Source organism: Aeromonas salmonicida subsp. salmonicida (assembly GCF_001643305.1).
Classification (GTDB): Bacteria; Pseudomonadota; Gammaproteobacteria; order Enterobacterales; family Aeromonadaceae; genus Aeromonas; species Aeromonas salmonicida.
In genome coordinates this window covers 36922-51823 of the sequence record NZ_LSGW01000078.1, presented here as the reverse complement: position 1 = coordinate 51823, position 14902 = coordinate 36922, and the positions used below count along the sequence as shown (strand labels likewise).

The 14902-nt window shown below is 61.2% G+C and carries 9 protein-coding genes and 3 pseudogenes; 6 read left to right on the top strand and 6 right to left on the bottom strand.

Translation table 11 applies throughout. From position 1 onward, the window contains the following. The first annotated feature begins 17 nt into the window (after nucleotides 1-17). The 6 genes and pseudogenes from rbsD to AXW79_RS14470 all read left to right on the top strand — a co-directional run bounded on the left by rbsD (nucleotide 18) and on the right by AXW79_RS14470 (nucleotide 5946). The gene (gene rbsD, locus AXW79_RS14495) at nucleotides 18-437 is read left to right on the top strand and encodes a D-ribose pyranase (RefSeq protein WP_005315575.1); all 420 of its coding nucleotides are present in this window, start codon (nucleotides 18-20) and stop codon (nucleotides 435-437) included. 20 nt (nucleotides 438-457) lie between these two features. Further along, nucleotides 458-2009: pseudogene (rbsA, locus tag AXW79_RS14490) on the top strand (ribose ABC transporter ATP-binding protein RbsA). Continuing rightward, entirely contained in the window at nucleotides 2006-2974 is a 969-nt protein-coding gene (gene rbsC, locus AXW79_RS14485) for a ribose ABC transporter permease (protein WP_005315574.1), read from the top strand. Before rbsA ends, rbsC begins: the two are co-directional and overlap by 4 nt. A 37-nt stretch (nucleotides 2975-3011) precedes the next feature. Then, entirely contained in the window at nucleotides 3012-3893 is an 882-nt protein-coding gene (rbsB, locus tag AXW79_RS14480) for a ribose ABC transporter substrate-binding protein RbsB (RefSeq protein ID WP_005315573.1), read from the top strand. 110 nt (nucleotides 3894-4003) lie between these two features. After that, nucleotides 4004-4936, top strand: coding sequence for a ribokinase (gene rbsK, locus AXW79_RS14475; protein ID WP_005315572.1), 933 nt, complete (start codon nucleotides 4004-4006; stop codon nucleotides 4934-4936). Further along, a complete protein-coding gene (locus AXW79_RS14470; RefSeq protein ID WP_005315571.1) occupies nucleotides 4936-5946 on the top strand; it encodes a substrate-binding domain-containing protein in 1011 nt (336 codons plus the stop codon). Before rbsK ends, AXW79_RS14470 begins: the two co-directional genes overlap by 1 nt. A gap of 61 nt (nucleotides 5947-6007) precedes the next feature. Here the strand turns inward: AXW79_RS14470 and AXW79_RS14465 are convergent, their stop codons facing one another. From AXW79_RS14465 to AXW79_RS14440, 6 genes and pseudogenes are all read right to left on the bottom strand, one after another. Further along, nucleotides 6008-7660: a GGDEF domain-containing protein gene (locus AXW79_RS14465; RefSeq protein WP_005315570.1), complete on the bottom strand. Its 1653-nt coding sequence runs from the start codon at nucleotides 7658-7660 to the stop codon at nucleotides 6008-6010. Further along, a pseudogene (locus tag AXW79_RS14460) lies at nucleotides 7660-8135 on the bottom strand (hypothetical protein). The gene AXW79_RS14465 and the pseudogene AXW79_RS14460 overlap by 1 nt, the downstream one beginning before the upstream one ends. Before the next feature lie 87 nt (nucleotides 8136-8222). Further along, nucleotides 8223-8996: a Sir2 family NAD+-dependent deacetylase gene (gene cobB, locus AXW79_RS14455; RefSeq protein ID WP_005315566.1), complete on the bottom strand. Its 774-nt coding sequence runs from the start codon at nucleotides 8994-8996 to the stop codon at nucleotides 8223-8225. Between the two features lie 90 nt (nucleotides 8997-9086). Continuing rightward, the gene (locus AXW79_RS14450) at nucleotides 9087-9686 is read right to left on the bottom strand and encodes a GNAT family N-acetyltransferase (RefSeq protein ID WP_011898684.1); all 600 of its coding nucleotides are present in this window, start codon (nucleotides 9684-9686) and stop codon (nucleotides 9087-9089) included. A gap of 3 nt (nucleotides 9687-9689) precedes the next feature. Next, nucleotides 9690-10937, bottom strand: coding sequence for a response regulator (locus AXW79_RS14445; protein WP_005315557.1), 1248 nt, complete (start codon nucleotides 10935-10937; stop codon nucleotides 9690-9692). 1 nt (nucleotide 10938) lies between these two features. After that, nucleotides 10939-14888: pseudogene (locus AXW79_RS14440) on the bottom strand (ATP-binding protein). Between the last annotated feature and the right edge of the window lie 14 nt (nucleotides 14889-14902).

Below are 14902 nucleotides of genomic sequence, written 5' to 3'. Positions count from 1 at the left end.
TCTGCCGAGGTGCTGTTATGAAACGAGGCGTACTGCTCAATGCTCCCTTGAGTGCCCTGGTGGCACAGATGGGCCACACCGACGAGATCACAGTGTGCGATGCGGGATTACCCATTCCGGCGGGGCCGGAGCGCATCGATCTGGCGCTGATGGCGGGCACCCCCAACCTGCAGACAGTGCTGAAAGCGCTACTGACGGATCTTGTGGTGGAAAAAGTGATTATGGCCAGCGAGATAAAGCTGATCAGCCCTGACACCCATCAAGCCCTGCTCGATCAGATCGAGACCCACTCGCTCGAGCAAGGCAAACCCATTGCCATCGAATATTGCCTGCATGAGGAGTTCAAGACCCGCTCCCGCCAGAGCAAGGCGATAGTACGCAGCGGCGAAATAACGCCCTATGCCAACCTCATTCTCTGCGCCGGCGTGGCGTTTTAAGCCTCTTCAAGGAAGCTGCAATGAGCACAACTCCCTCCCCCCTTTCGGGGCTCACCGGGAGCGTTGACACGCCCCCCTCGCCCATTCTGGAGCTGACCGGGATCGTCAAGACCTTTCCCGGTGTCCGCGCCCTCGATGAGGCAGGACTCAAGGTTTACCCGGGCCAGGTGATGGCCTTGCTCGGCGAGAATGGCGCCGGCAAATCCACCCTGATGAAAGTGCTGACCGGCATCTATCAAGCCGACGCGGGCAGCGTCAGTTACCGCGGCCAGCCTGTGCACTTCAAGGGTCCCCGCGACTCCCAGGATCAGGGCATCAGCATCATCCACCAGGAGCTGAACCTGCTGCCGGAGCTCTCCATTGCCGCCAACATCTTCCTTGGCCGCGAACCGCGTACCCGTTTTGGCAGCATTGACCACAAGCAGTTGCGCGAGCGCGCCAGCAGCCTGCTCGGTCGTCTCGGCGTCAAGCATGGTCCGGATACCCGGCTCGGAGAGCTGTCGATTGGTGAACAGCAGATGGTGGAAATTGCCAAGGCCCTCTCGTTCGATGCCAGCGTCATCATCATGGATGAGCCCACAGATGCCCTGACCGACACCGAAACAGAGCAACTGTTCACCGTGATCCGCGAACTGCGGCATCGTCTATATCTCCCATCGCCTCAAGGAGATCTTCCAGATCTGCGACCGGGTTACCGTGCTGCGTGACGGCAAGTGGATCGGCGAGAAAGCAGTGAGCGATCTCGATGAAGACAGGATCATCGAGATGATGGTCGGTCGGCGGCTGGAAGAGCAGTACCCGCGCCTGCATCGGGAACTGGGTCCTGTCAGCCTGCAAGTCAAAGATCTGGCTGGCCCGGGTGTGCGCGGGGTGAGCTTCTCCCTGCGTCAGGGGGAGATACTGGGCTTCAGTGGCCTGATGGGCTCAGGCCGTACCGAGCTGATGAAACTTATCTACGGGGCCAGTCCCATCAGCGCCGGCGCTGTCGAGGTCGATGGCAAGGTCATGGTGCCACGCACCCCTGCCGATGGGCTGGCCGTCGGCATCGCCTATATCTCCGAAGATCGCAAGGGGGATGGGCTGGTGCTGGAACTCTCGGTGCGGGAAAACATGAGCCTGTGCGCCCTCGATGAGTTCATCCGCGGCGGCAAGATCGACGGCAAGGCCGAGCGCCAGGCAGTGAGCGACTATGTGCGCCTGTTCAACATCAAGACCCCGAGTCAGGATCAGCTGATAAAGCTGCTCTCCGGTGGCAACCAGCAGAAGGTGGCCATCGCCAAGGGGCTGCTGACCAAGCCCAAGGTATTGATCCTGGATGAGCCGACCCGCGGCGTCGACGTGGGGGCCAAGAAAGAGATCTACCAGCTCATCAACCAGTTCAAGCAGGAGGGGATGAGCATCATCCTGGTCTCCTCCGAGATGCCGGAAGTGCTCGGCATGAGCGATCGCATCATGGTGATGCACGAAGGGCGCATCAGCGCAGAATTCATGTCCGCGGACGCCAATCAGGAGAAACTGATGGCGGCGGCAGTCGGTAAACAGTGGCAATCAGAGCAAGAGGCCTTTCAATGACAACCCAAACCCTTTCCCGCCGCGGCATCATGAGCAAGGCCTGGTGGATTGAGAACAAATCCCTGGTCGCCCTGCTGGTGTTGATTGGCGTGGTCTCCTTTCTGAGCCCCAACTTCTTCACCGCCGACAACCTGCTCAACATACTGCGCCAGACGTCGGTCAACGCCATCATGGCGGTCGGCATGACGCTGGTCATCCTCACCGCTGGCATCGATCTGTCTGTCGGCTCTGTACTGGCCCTGTGCGGCGCTCTGGCAGCCACCATGGTAGCGATGGAGCTGCCCATAGCGCTGGTGGTGCCACTGACCCTGGGGGCCGGTGCCCTGCTCGGCGGCATCAGCGGCCTCATCATTGCCAAGGGCAAGGTGCAGGCATTCATCGCCACCCTGGTCACCATGACAGCCCTGCGCGGCGTGACCATGGTCTATACCGAGGGGCGCCCCATCTCCACCGGTTTTAGCGAGGGATCCGATCACTTCGCCAGGCTCGGTACCGGTTACCTGCTTGGTCTGCCTGTGCCCATCTGGCTGATGGCCATCGTCTTCCTGCTGGCCTGGTACCTGCTCAACCACACACGTCTGGGCCGTTACATCTATGCCCTGGGCGGCAACGAATCTGCCACCCGCCTCTCCGGCATCAATGTGGCCAGGGTCAAACTCGCCGTATATGGTCTGTGTGGCATGCTGTCGGCGCTGGCTGGCCTCATTGTCACCTCCCGCCTCTCCTCTGCTCAGCCTACGGCTGGTATGGGCTACGAGCTGGACGCCATCGCCGCCGTTGTGCTGGGTGGTACCAGCCTGATGGGGGGCAAGGGTCGCATCATGGGGACCTTGATAGGGGCCCTCATCATCGGCTTCCTGAACAACGCCCTCAACCTGCTCGACGTCTCGTCCTATTACCAGATGATCGCCAAGGCCAGCGTCATTTTGCTCGCCGTGATGGTCGATAACAAAAGCAATCGATAACAACCTAAGCCATGCCACACACACAAGGAATGAAATGATGAAAAAGCTCAATACCCTGCTCGCTGCCGCCATCATGTCTGTGCTGGGCACCGCCCAGGCCGCCGATCAGACCCTGGCGATGGTGGTCTCCACCCTCAACAACCCTTTCTTCGTCACCATGAAAGAAGGGGCCGAAGCCGAAGCCAAAGCCAAGGAGCTTGGTTATGAACTGGTGGTACTGGACTCCCAGAATGACCCGGCAAAGGAGCTCTCCAACGTGGAAGATCTCACAGTGCGCAAGGTCAACGCCATCCTGATCAACCCGACCGACTCCGAGGCCGTTGGCAATGCCATCCGCCTGGCCAACAAGGCCAACATCCCTGTGCTGACCCTGGATCGCGGTGCTGCACAAGGTGAGGTCAAAGCCCACATTGCCTCCGACAACGTGGCTGGCGGCAAGCTGGCTGGCGACTTCATCACCCAGAAACTGGGCGCTGGCGCCAAGGTGATCCAGCTCGAGGGGATCGCAGGTACCTCCGCCGCCCGTGACCGTGGCGAAGGTTTTGCCTTGGCCGTGGCTGCCAACAAGCTGGAAGTGCTGGCCTCCCAGCCTGCCGACTTTGACCGCACCAAGGGGCTGAACGTCATGGAAAACCTGCTGGCCGCGCACCCGGGCGTGCAAGCCGTGTTTGCCCAGAACGACGAAATGGCGCTGGGTGCCATCCGCGCCGTACAGGCTGCCGGCAAAGAGGTGATGATCGTCGGCTTAGACGGCACTGATGATGGCAAGGCCGCCGTTTCCCGTGGCAAACTGGCCGCCACAGTAGCGCAGCAACCGGCCCTGATCGGTGCCATCGGCGTGGAAACCGCCGACAAGGTACTCAAGGGGCAGCCGGTAGAAAAATCCATCCCGGTACCGCTGCAAATCGTCAGCAAGTAATGTGACAGGGGGGAGCTTGGCCTCCCCCTTTGTTTTTGGAGTTTCCATCAGCTGTGCATCTTGGCTTGGGCCCACTCAAACCAAGATGTTCCAAATCAAGGGTGATAAGAATGAATCGTCTCGTTGTTCTGGGCAGTGTCAATGCGGATCATGTACTGCGCGTCCCTCATTTTCCTCGCCCCGGTGAAACCCTGACCGGCCACAGCTATCAGGTGGTACCGGGTGGCAAGGGGGCCAATCAGGCGGTGGCTGCCGCACGTCTCGGCGCCCCTGTCTCCTTTATTGCCCGCATCGGTGATGACGCCATCGGCCATCAGATGCGCCAGGGTTTCGAGCAAGATGGCATAGACGTCAGTGCAGTAGAACTCGATGAGACCTTGCCCACCGGCATCGCCATCATCTATGTGAGCGACGAGGGGGAAAACAGCATAGGCATCTCCGCCGAGGCCAACGGCGCCCTCTCTCCTGCCATGGTCAAACGGCATGAAGCCATGATTGCCGATGCCCATACCCTGCTACTGCAGCTGGAAGTGCCGCTTGAAAGCGTGTTTGAAGCCGCCAAGCTGGCTAGATCCCACGGCACCCGGGTGGTACTCAATCCGGCGCCCGCCCGCCCGCTCCCGGCCGAGCTGTTGGCGCTGGTGGATCTCATCACCCCCAACCAGACCGAAGCCGAGCTGTTGACCGGCGTCAAGGTGAGCGACGAGGCCAGCGCGGCTCAGGCGGCGGCCCGCTTCCACCAGATGGGAATAAGCGATGTGATGATCACCCTGGGCTCCCAAGGGGTCTATTGCAGCAATGCCAAGCAGCAACAGCTCATCCCGGGGTTTCGGGTTGAGGCAGTAGACACCACGGCCGCGGGCGATACCTTCAACGGCGCCCTGCTGGCCGCCGAGCTTGCCGGTGCAGACTTCAACGCCGCGGTGCGCTTTGCCCACGGCGCGGCGGCGCTTTCTGTCACCAAGTTCGGCGCCCAGAACTCGATCCCAAGCAAGGTTGAGGTCGACGCCTTCCTGCTTGCCCAGACGGCGCAGGGGCACTGATGGCCAACATCAAGGAGGTGGCGGCGCGGGCAGAGGTCTCCACCACTACCGTCTCCCATGTTATCAACGAGACCCGCTTCGTGGCACAAGAGACCCGTGAGCGGGTCTTTGCTGCCATGCGCGAACTCAATTATGCCCCCAGCCTGGTGGCCCGCAGCCTCAAGGTGAAGGAGACCAACAGTATCGGCATGCTGGTCACCACCTCCAGTAACCCCTTCTTTGCCGAGGTGGTGCGCGGGGTGGAGCGCTACTGCTTCGAGCAGGGCTACAACCTGATGCTGGGCAACACAGAGGGGCAAGCCGAAACCGCCCTCTCCTACCTGAAAATGATGCTGCGAAAACGGGTCGACGGCCTGCTGATCATGTGCAGCGAGGGGCAGCAGGAGGTGTTCAACCAGCTCGACTGGCTCAAGAGCCTGCCGGTGGTGGTGATGGACTGGGGCATGGAGAGCAAGGACGTGGATCTCATCGCCGACAACTCCCATCGCGGCGGCTACCTGGCCACCCGCCACCTGCTGGCGCTCGGTCACACCGACATAGGCTGCATCACGGGCCCCCACAGCCGCGCCCCCGCCAATCAGCGCCAGGCTGGCTTTGAGCAGGCGATGCAGGAAGCGGGTCTGACCGTCAATCCGGCCTGGATCCAGGAGGGAGATTTCGACTGTGCCAGTGGTTTCAATGCCATGCAGCGCCTGCTGGCTCAGCCCAAACGGCCAAGCGCCCTGTTTATCTTCAACGACATGATGGCCATGGGGGCCATCAGTGCCGCCCATCAGGCGGGGTTGAACATACCGCAGGACATCTCCATCGTCGGTTATGACAATGTGGCGCTGGCGCAGTATCTGTCACCGCCACTCACCACCATCAATCAACCCAAGGAGGAGCTGGGACGCCTCGCCGTTACCCGGCTGCTGGCACGTATCAATGGGGTGACAGTGGATAACCACCTGATCACCGTTGATCCAGATCTGGTGATCAGACAATCCTGCGCGCCCTTCCCATCCCCCTGACCCGCTGAAAGACGCATGCAAAAAGGGCGATCCATGGGATCGCCCTTTTTATCTCAGCCAGTCAGGCCTGCCGCGCAGCCTGAACATCTGCCGGAATGAGGCGCACCAACCCCAACTGCTGTGCCAGCGGCTGCAACAAGCCGGTGTGGCTTGCGAGCTCCGGCAACCAGTAACGCACCGGCCAGCCGGCGGCCAGCAGCGTTGGCGTGCTGCTGCCAAGCTCGCTCAGTGCCAGGGTACAACCGCGCTGATTCACCTTGGCCAGCAAGCTGGCATCCTGTTGCAAGGCAGGTAACAGCAAGATCGGCTCGACATGCACAGTGGCGGGTAGATAGGCCAGCACATGGGCCAGTTGGGCCTGATGATTGAGCGCTATCAGCAGTGGTTGAGGCTCACCGAGTGCGGCTTGTTCATGCTCTTGCAACAGCCGCGCGATCACGGGTCCCAGTATGCCCCCCTCCTGCAGCCAGCTCATCTCGCAGGGTGCCAGATTGTCCTGCCAGCGCAGCAACACCCCCCTCACCCTGAGCCCGTTCTCACTGCTCAGCCATGGCATATCGACCACCAGAGGGGATGGTATCCGGTATGCCAACCAGTCCCGCAGCTGGTGCAACTGACGCTGGGTCAGCTGCAATTGCTGCAACATGCCTGGCTGAAACCAGGCGATATCCCCATTGGCATCGCGCTTGGCCTGATTGAGGGCAAGGATGGCCTGATCCAGCAGTCGATTGGGATCCTGAGTCTCCTCTACCTGGGCTACCCCCAGCCGGCACGCCAGCTCGAAACGGCTCTCCCGGGTCACAAACTCGAAATGCAGCAGTTGCTTCAGGGCCTGGATCTGTTCCTCCATGCCCTGTATGTCTTCGGTCAGGATCACCGCAAACTCGTCCCCTCCCAGCCGATAGGCGTGCCCGCTGTAGGCCTGCTGCAGCTTGTTCGCCACCGTTTGCAACAACCTGTCCCCCACCTGATAGCCAAGCAGATCGTTGACCTGCTTGAAGCGCTTCAGATCAAGCACCACCAGCGCCTGAGCGCGGGAAGATTGCAACGAGCGAGTCAGCTGCTCTTGCAAGGCTCGGCGATTGCCGAGCTGGGTCAGGGGGTCGAGCAAAGAGAGGCGCCGGTTTTGCAAGTTGGCTCGAATGAGGGCAAACACCAGGGCACCACCGGTCACCAACAGGATCAACTGACAGATTTGCAGCCAGAAAAGGCTGCTGCGGATCTGGTTGACCGAGGCTTCCCGCTCCTGACTGGAGAGGATCCGATCGCCCACCACCCCTATCTGATGGGTCCGTTCGGCAATCCTGGTCTGCAACTGCTCGAGCTCGGCCCCTTCGCGCAACTGCCCGGCCTGCATCTGGGGCTCGAGCAGTTTAATCTGCTCGAACAGTCCGGCCAGGGCCTTGCCCAGTCCGTGACGCTCCCGCGCATCGGCGGTCTCGCTGCTGATGAGGAAGATATCCAGCCGGTTCCACAACAGATCGTAATCCAGGCTCAGGGTCTCCATGTCCAGTTGCCCGGCCCGGTAGAGGCGCAAGTCGTAGAGAAAACGCTGGGACTCCAGCATCACCTGGCTGATGTTCCAGTGGATGTTGCGATAGAAGGTATCGACCAGCTGCTCCTGGCGGTGCTGCAGATAGAGCCCGCAACCCGAGGAGAACAGAAACAGCAGGGTGATTGAGACCAGGAGCAGATTGTGACGCTGACGACCCATCAGCCGATGATCTCGATGCGGGTTACCTGCCAGACCATGCAGTTATGAATGAGGGGGATATCCAGCTTGGGGTAACTGGAAAGGGGGATCAGCAACCAGAGCGGTCCCTTGTTGCGGCGGGTCAGCGGCTTGCCATCCTCATGGCGCACCAGGGTCAGTGGTGCCTCCTCAAACAGGGTGAGATCCACCACCTGCTGATAGCCATTAAGTGCCGAGACGGCAATTTTGCCCGCATTCTTAACCCCTTGCGCCGCCAACACAGCCGCCAGGGTCGGGCCACGGTAGTCATGCATATCCGTGGTCCAGGGAGTCGCTGTCTTGAATTGGGTTTGCGGCAAGGCGGCCAGTGCAGCGTCATCGAGCGCTATCTGCCGACCATCGGGCAGCACAAGTGTCATCAGGGGGGTCGATGCCAATGCGCTGGCACTGGCCAGCATCAGGAGAAAAAAGCGATCCATTGCTTCACTAGGGTCATGATCATTTGCGCCAACTGCGTCCCATATTTTGGTTGTCAGTGTCGCGATTTCACACTCTCATTGCAACTGTGACGTCACACAGTAGCTCAGGATCCACGCATCTCCATCCAGTTGTGACCCTCTATCTGTTTGGGTTGATGCACGCCGCAGCGCTCCAGCAACTCGTCAACGAAAGCGGGTACCAGCAGGGAGGCCGGTCCATAGCGCTTCTCGTCAAACTGGCTGCCCACCTCGCTCGGTTCCAGGTTGAGCTCTATGGTATGGGCACCGTTGAGGCCAGCCTCATGCACGAAGCCGGCAGCAGGGTAGACGGCCCCCGAAGTCCCGATGGAGATGAAAAGGTCGCACTGGGCCAAGGCGCCATAGATGCGATCCAGCCCCAGCGGCATCTCGCCAAACCAGACCACGTGCGGGCGCAGCGGCTGGGGGAACTGGCAACAGGAGCAAAGTTCGTCCTGATGGAGATCGCCGCGCCATTCGATCACCTGGCCCGACTCGGGACAGCGGGCCTTGAGCAGCTCTCCGTGCATATGGATGAGGTTCTTGCTGCCCGCACTCTCGTGCAGGTTGTCGATATTCTGGGTCACCAGAGTGACTGTGCCAGGCAACAGGCGCTCGAGGCGGGCCAGGGCATAGTGAGCAGGATTGGGATGGATCTGCGGTTGTTGCAGCTGATGACGGCGCGAGTTGTAGAAACCCTGCACCAGGGCGGGATCCCGGGCGTACCCTTCCGGGGTCGCCACATCCTCCACCCTGTGCTCTTCCCACAAGCCGTCACAGGCACGGAAGGTCTTGATGCCGGATTCGGCAGAGATACCGGCGCCGGTAAGAATGACGATATGTTTCGCTGATTGCACCATGACTGCTTCCCTCTGATCCCATACAAGGCTGACCTTAGCACAGGCTGAAAAGGCAGCCTATTCACCCTTGGTCTTATGAGGATACCCGCTTCACAGGGTATCGAGCACGCTCAGATCGAGCCGGACAAACACCAGCTCCCTCCCCGTCACCAGGGTGAGCGGCAGCCCCAACCCCCGCAGGAGCGCCAGCATGGGGCGATTCTGGGCTAATACTTCTGCGGTCCACTCCCGAATGCCCTCGGCGCGCGCCAGCAGTGCCAGCGCCAGCAGAATGCGCCTGCCCGCCCCTCTGTGCTGGAAGTGATCTGCGACCAGACAGGAGAACTCGGCCCGGTCCGGGTGCAGCCGCCGCCGTATGGACTGGGCCTGGGCCAGCGGCCGCCCCTGACCATCGGTCAGCAGCAGCGCTATCTGAGGGGCTCTGGGATAGTCGAGAAAGAAGGCGAGTTGATCATCGGTAGCCGGCTGTTTTGCCCGCATGAAGCGCAGGTAAATGCTCTGCTCGCTCAACGCCTCGTAGGCGGCTCTGATCGATTCCGGATCGGCGCCAGCCAGCTCCTGCAAGCGGCAGGGTACCCCGCCTACTTCCATCATCAAGGGCAAGGAGGCCCGTGACGTCGGATGCAGCCAGCCAGCCAGGCTGCGTTGCAAACGCGCCTCATCGGGGGGCCAGCAGAGGTAACGGGGCACGGGTTACCAGCGCCCCGTCATGCCGCGATCGCGCCACAGGGTACTGTCTAGCAGGTTGAAGGGATCATCCAGATAGAGGGCAATGCCAAGCTCTCTGGCCCTATGGATGAAGCGGCCCAGCAGGGAGTCCGCCGTCATGGCCTCGAGCCCTGGTAGCAGGCTCTGCCCCAACAGCAGGTGCTGCAATGGCACCCTCTCCAGCAAATCAAACGGCATATGCTGGTCATTGTCGAGCAGCAGCGCAAGCTTGACGCCAGCCAGACTGGCTTGCAGCACCAGTGCGAACCGCTCGGCCTGGCTGAGCAGGTGATCACGGCGGTGAATGACCAGGGTCAGTTCAGTGGCATCTCGCCCCTGTCTGCCCAGCCAATCCCGCACCAGCTCCCACCGTGGCGGCAAACCTGTCACCGCCAGCCAGATGGGCAGCGGAGATGGCGGGTCGGACAAGAGCCCGATCAGCCCCTTCTCCTCCCCCTGCCAGCTGCGGACGGTACGGCGCAAGCCACTGAGCCGCTGTTGCCGCTGTGGCCCCAGATAGAGCGCCTTGAGCAGCCGCAGCAGATCATCGCTCAACAGCGGTTTGGCCAGGGCGGCCACCACATTGAAACCCGCATCGTGCAACAGCCGGCGGGCCCCGTCTATCAGGGTCTGATCGTGGGCCGACAGCAGTATGATGGGCAGGCCGCTTTGCTGATATTGAGGCTGGCTCATCAGCAGACCGATGGCATCCTGCTCCACCAGGCTGAGATCGCTGATGAGTAGCTTGACGCCTCCCTGTTCCAGCACCTGGATACAGGCATCGCCATCCTGCACCCATTGGCAGGACAGCCCCAATCCCTGGATCTCCTGCTGGATATGGGCGCCTTGAAACGGGTGATCCTCCAGCAACAAGATCTGCATCTGTGCCAGCCACTGCTGCCACTGCTGGTACCTGTCATGGACCCCTGCCAGCCAGTCATCCGAGAGGCGATAGATGCCATCGCTCTGGTTCATCAACTGCGGCAAATAGTCGGCACCGACGTGTGAGGCGGGATCAAACAGGGCGATGGCACCGGCGGCGAACAACCCCTCCCACGGCCAGCGGGCATCGGGTTGCGTGCGACGCAAGGTGGCAAATTCGGGCAAGGTAACGGCTTTTGCCGCCTGATAGGCCACTCCGTCCAGTGCATAGAGGGTCACCGGGTAAAAAAAACGCTCCTGGGTCTCTTCCGAGTTCAGCAACGCCAATAACTCTTCATCTGTGATGATCATGTCAGACTCTCTCACCTAATCGCCGGCAGACTTCATCCAGAGCGTGCCGCAGCGGGGACATCAGGGGTTGTTGTGGATCCCGTTTCCACTGCTCGATCACCTGGATCAGCGGGGTGGCGCCCACCATTTTGGCCGCCCCCTTCATCTTGTGTAAAGCCGCATCAAGCGCTTCAGCATCTCCTTGTGTGATGCACTGCTCAATGTCAGCCAGATCTTGACGAGTTGCCTCCAGATAGAGGTTTATCAACTCGCGGCTCAAAGGGGGCAGTGCCGGCTCATGCCACCCGGCCCCCATTTCCTCGCCTGCGGTGCCGGGAGAGGGTGCGGACAAGAGGACACTAGTGTCCGCAAGCCTTGGCACGCTGCGCAGTAAATTGGCCAGATCTTTAAGCAACAGGGGTTTGTCCAGATGTCCTCGACAACCGCAGCTGGCCAGTCGCTGCGCCGCCTGCTCGCTGAGATCGGCGGTGATAACGTAGGCAGGCAGATGATGCCAGCGCACAGAATCCCGCAACTGCTGGCACAGCTGGGCACCATCCATCACTGGCATCTGCAGATCGGTCAGCACCAGATCCACGGTTTCGTGCTGCAGGATATCGAGCGCCAGCCGACCATTGGCCGCACTCAGCACCTCGGCCCCCAGCTGGGTCAACTGCATGCTGATCAACACCCGATTCACTTCGTGATCTTCAACCAGCAACACCCGCATCCCCTGCCCCGGCAAACTCATCTCCTCCAGGGCAGAGGACACCAGCCTTGGCTGCAACAGGCTGACCACAGAGCCTGGCACCCAGGGCTCGCCCTGCCAGTCCCAGTAACGCAGACCCTGATCATCTTCGACGGCGCGCAGCAGGGGGCCGGCGGGATCCTCGGTCAGGCCGAGCTCGCCAAGCCAGGGCACGAGATAGGCACGCTCCGCATCGTTCAGCTGGATATTGACGCTGGCCACTCTCGGTTGCCAGCGCGGCATCTCGTGCAGCAGCACCAAGGGCAAGCTGCAGGTGAAACGGCTGCCCCCGAGAGGACGCGGTTTGACCCGGATCTCGCCACCCATCTGCTCCATCAGCTGGCGGCTGATGGCCAGCCCCAATCCGGTGCCCTGAGCCCTGGGCTGGCCCTCCTCTCCTCCCTGCTCGAATGGCAGGAACAAGCGAGGCAGCAGATCGTCGCTGATACCCGGCCCGTCATCATCCACGCCGCACAGCAGACGGTCGCCTTGACGGCGTGCCCACAGCACGACTTCACCTGCACAGCTGAACTTGATGGCATTGGCGAGCAGATTGTGCAGCACCTGCTGCACTCTATGGGGATCCAGCTCCACCTGGGCGGGCAGGTGATGGTCGATATCCAGTCGCAGCTGCAACCGCTTGGAGCGGGCCTTGGACCAGTGCACCGCCGCCACATGCTCGCACAAATCAACCAGGTCGGTTGGCTGGGGAGAGAGCGCCAGCTGCCGGTTCTCGTTGCGGCTGAAATCGAGCACATCGTTGAGCAGACCGAGCAGCTCGTCCCCCGCCAGTCTGACATGGGAGAGCGCTGAGTGCTGCTCCGCTGACAAGGGGGTGTGATTGAGCCACTCCAGCAGCCCCAGAATGGCATTCATGGGAGTACGAATTTCATAGCTCACCGCCGCGAGGAAGCGCCCCTTGGCCAGGACGGCCTGTTCGGCCCGCTCATGGGATGCCTGCAAGGCACGCTCCTGCTCGACTCTAGCGGTCACATCCTGCACCACACCGTAAACCCGCCACCCCCCTTCCTGCTGGCTGCGGCCGCGACCATAACATTGCAGCCAGCGCGTGCCCTTGACCGGATGTTCATAGCGCAGCGCGTAGGAAAAAGGTTGGCCGGCATGCAACATGGCCAGCATGGGCGCCCGCATCTCGCGCCTGTCCTGATGAACAAGACGGCTGAGTGCGCTGTCGGGATGGCGGCGGATCTGCTGGCTGGCCAGGCCCAACAGCTCGTAACTGCCACGGCTGATAAATTCGATCCGGGTTATTTTCCCCTGCTGCAAGAGGAACTGGATGACGACGCCGGGCACCGTATTGGTAAGGGCGCGCAGACGTCGCTCGGCCTGATGCAGCAAACGCGTACGCTCGCGCAGGGCGCTGATGTCGGAGAGCGCGATCAGATCCCCCGCCGGCGCCTGCTTGCCCAGTCGCAGCGGGATCTGGGCATAGGAGAACACCTGATCGCCGAGGGTCATTTCCCCCTCGGTTCCCTGCAACTGGGACTGCGGCAGGCTGAGTTCGGCCAGATAGCGGGCTTCCAGCCGTTTGGCCTGTTTGTTGCGCTTGATGATCTCCCCCTGTTCATTTCGCAGGAAGACGGGCACAGGCAGTGCCTGGAACAGGGACTCCCTGAACTGACTCTCCAGTGCCAGCGTCTGCTCCATCTCCTGACGCCGGCTCACTTCTCGCGCCTGCTGCTGGCGCGAGCGCCAGATCAACCAGATGACACCAGCACTGATCAGCAATGCAAGCAACACGGATCCCAGCCAGATGCCATAGCTGACGCCGCTCTGCTGGGTCAGTACCAGCTGACGCCAGCGCTGGTTGAGATCATCGTTCTGCTGGCCTGTGATCGTCATCAGACTCTGCTCCATCACACCGGCCAGCCTGGGGCTGTGGGGACTGATGGCAAACCCTAGCCCGAAACGATCCGGCAGCTCCTTGATATCCAGTCCAGCCAGCAGATTGTTGCGAAGCGGATATTGCAACTGATACAGCTCGGCCAGCATGGCCTCTGCCCTGCCCGCCTGTACCTCCGCAATGCCCGACTCAAGGGTCTGGCTCTTGCGCCACCCATGCTTGCCAAGACGGGCCAGCATGTCGGGATCATAGAGGCTGGCGGGCACGACTACCTCACCCTTGATCTCCTCAAGTCGATCGAAAGACCGCAACTTGTGGCTGACCAGGGCATAACGACTGGCTACCACGATGCGAGTGAAATCAAACTCGCCAGTCAACGCCGGTGTCTCCAGCAGACCCGTCATCATGTCTGCCTCGCCACTGCGCAGCTTGGCCAGGGCGTCTTCGGTGTCCTTGACTGGCACCACATGAAAAATCATCCCGGTCTGCTGGCTCACCCGGTGCAGCACATCTGCGCTCCAGCCCCTGAGCTGCCCCTGCTTGTCGATGCCGCTATAAGGCATCAATGCAGGGTTCACCACCAACTTGACGGCACGGGAGGTACCGACCAGCCAAGCCTGCTCCTTGTCGGTAAAGTGCAAGGGGTTGATGTCCTGCTCTCCCTGCTCCAGATAGCGCTCGAGATCCTTGTAGACGCCCCCGGGCGGCATATAGCGGATCGCCATGTCGACCAGCTCCCTGAGCTCTGGCTTGTCACGCATCATCAGCCGATAGCTGAGCACCAGCTCATCGCTGCGCAAACGGCGCAGACGCAGTCCCACATCCGGGTATTCGCGCATCAGGTAACGCAGTTGCAGGTAGTCGCCGAGGTAGGCCGTTCCCTTTCCCGCCACCAGTGACGAGTACCAGTTGACGGCATCGGTCAGGACCCGCTGGGTCGAATGGGGATAGAGTGTCTTGAGCACCTCGCTCGCCTGCCAAAGGGGTGACACCAGGAAGGTGGCACGCTCCAGCTCACCCTTGTAAAGAATGGCAGCAGAGCGCGACTGAGCGCCATGCCAGGCAACGCCTGCCGTGAAGGGCCTATGTCAGGGATGAGATCGCAGCGCCCCGCCAGCAGGGCCTGCTGAACCGCGGGCCAGTTTGGCAGCTTCTCGTGCAGCAAGGGCACCGGCAGCTGTTCAGCCAGCCGGTCCAGCTGATCGATAAGCAGCCCCCCCGACTCCTCGAGATAGGGCGGCCGGATCAGGGCGGGGTAACAAATGGTCAGCGAGGTGAGAGTGTCAGCATACGCCTGGGTGGCGGGGGACAGAGGCAGCGTCATGGCCTGCACCGGCATGGCCAGCAACAGACCGAACAATAAGTTGGATTTCA

Bases quoted from the DNA above. Each gene is read 5' to 3' on its own strand.
- rbsD (WP_005315575.1), top strand. From the start codon at position 18: ATGAAACGAGGCGTACTGCTCAATGCTCCCTTGAGTGCCCTGGTGGCA.
- rbsC (WP_005315574.1), top strand. From the start codon at position 2,006: ATGACAACCCAAACCCTTTCCCGCCGCGGCATCATGAGCAAGGCCTGG.
- rbsB (WP_005315573.1), top strand. From the start codon at position 3,012: ATGAAAAAGCTCAATACCCTGCTCGCTGCCGCCATCATGTCTGTGCTG.
- rbsK (WP_005315572.1), top strand. From the start codon at position 4,004: ATGAATCGTCTCGTTGTTCTGGGCAGTGTCAATGCGGATCATGTACTG.
- AXW79_RS14470 (WP_005315571.1), top strand. From the start codon at position 4,936: ATGGCCAACATCAAGGAGGTGGCGGCGCGGGCAGAGGTCTCCACCACT.
- AXW79_RS14465 (WP_005315570.1), bottom strand. From the start codon at position 7,660: ATGGGTCGTCAGCGTCACAATCTGCTCCTGGTCTCAATCACCCTGCTG.
- cobB (WP_005315566.1), bottom strand. From the start codon at position 8,996: ATGGTGCAATCAGCGAAACATATCGTCATTCTTACCGGCGCCGGTATC.
- AXW79_RS14445 (WP_005315557.1), bottom strand. From the start codon at position 10,937: ATGATCATCACAGATGAAGAGTTATTGGCGTTGCTGAACTCGGAAGAG.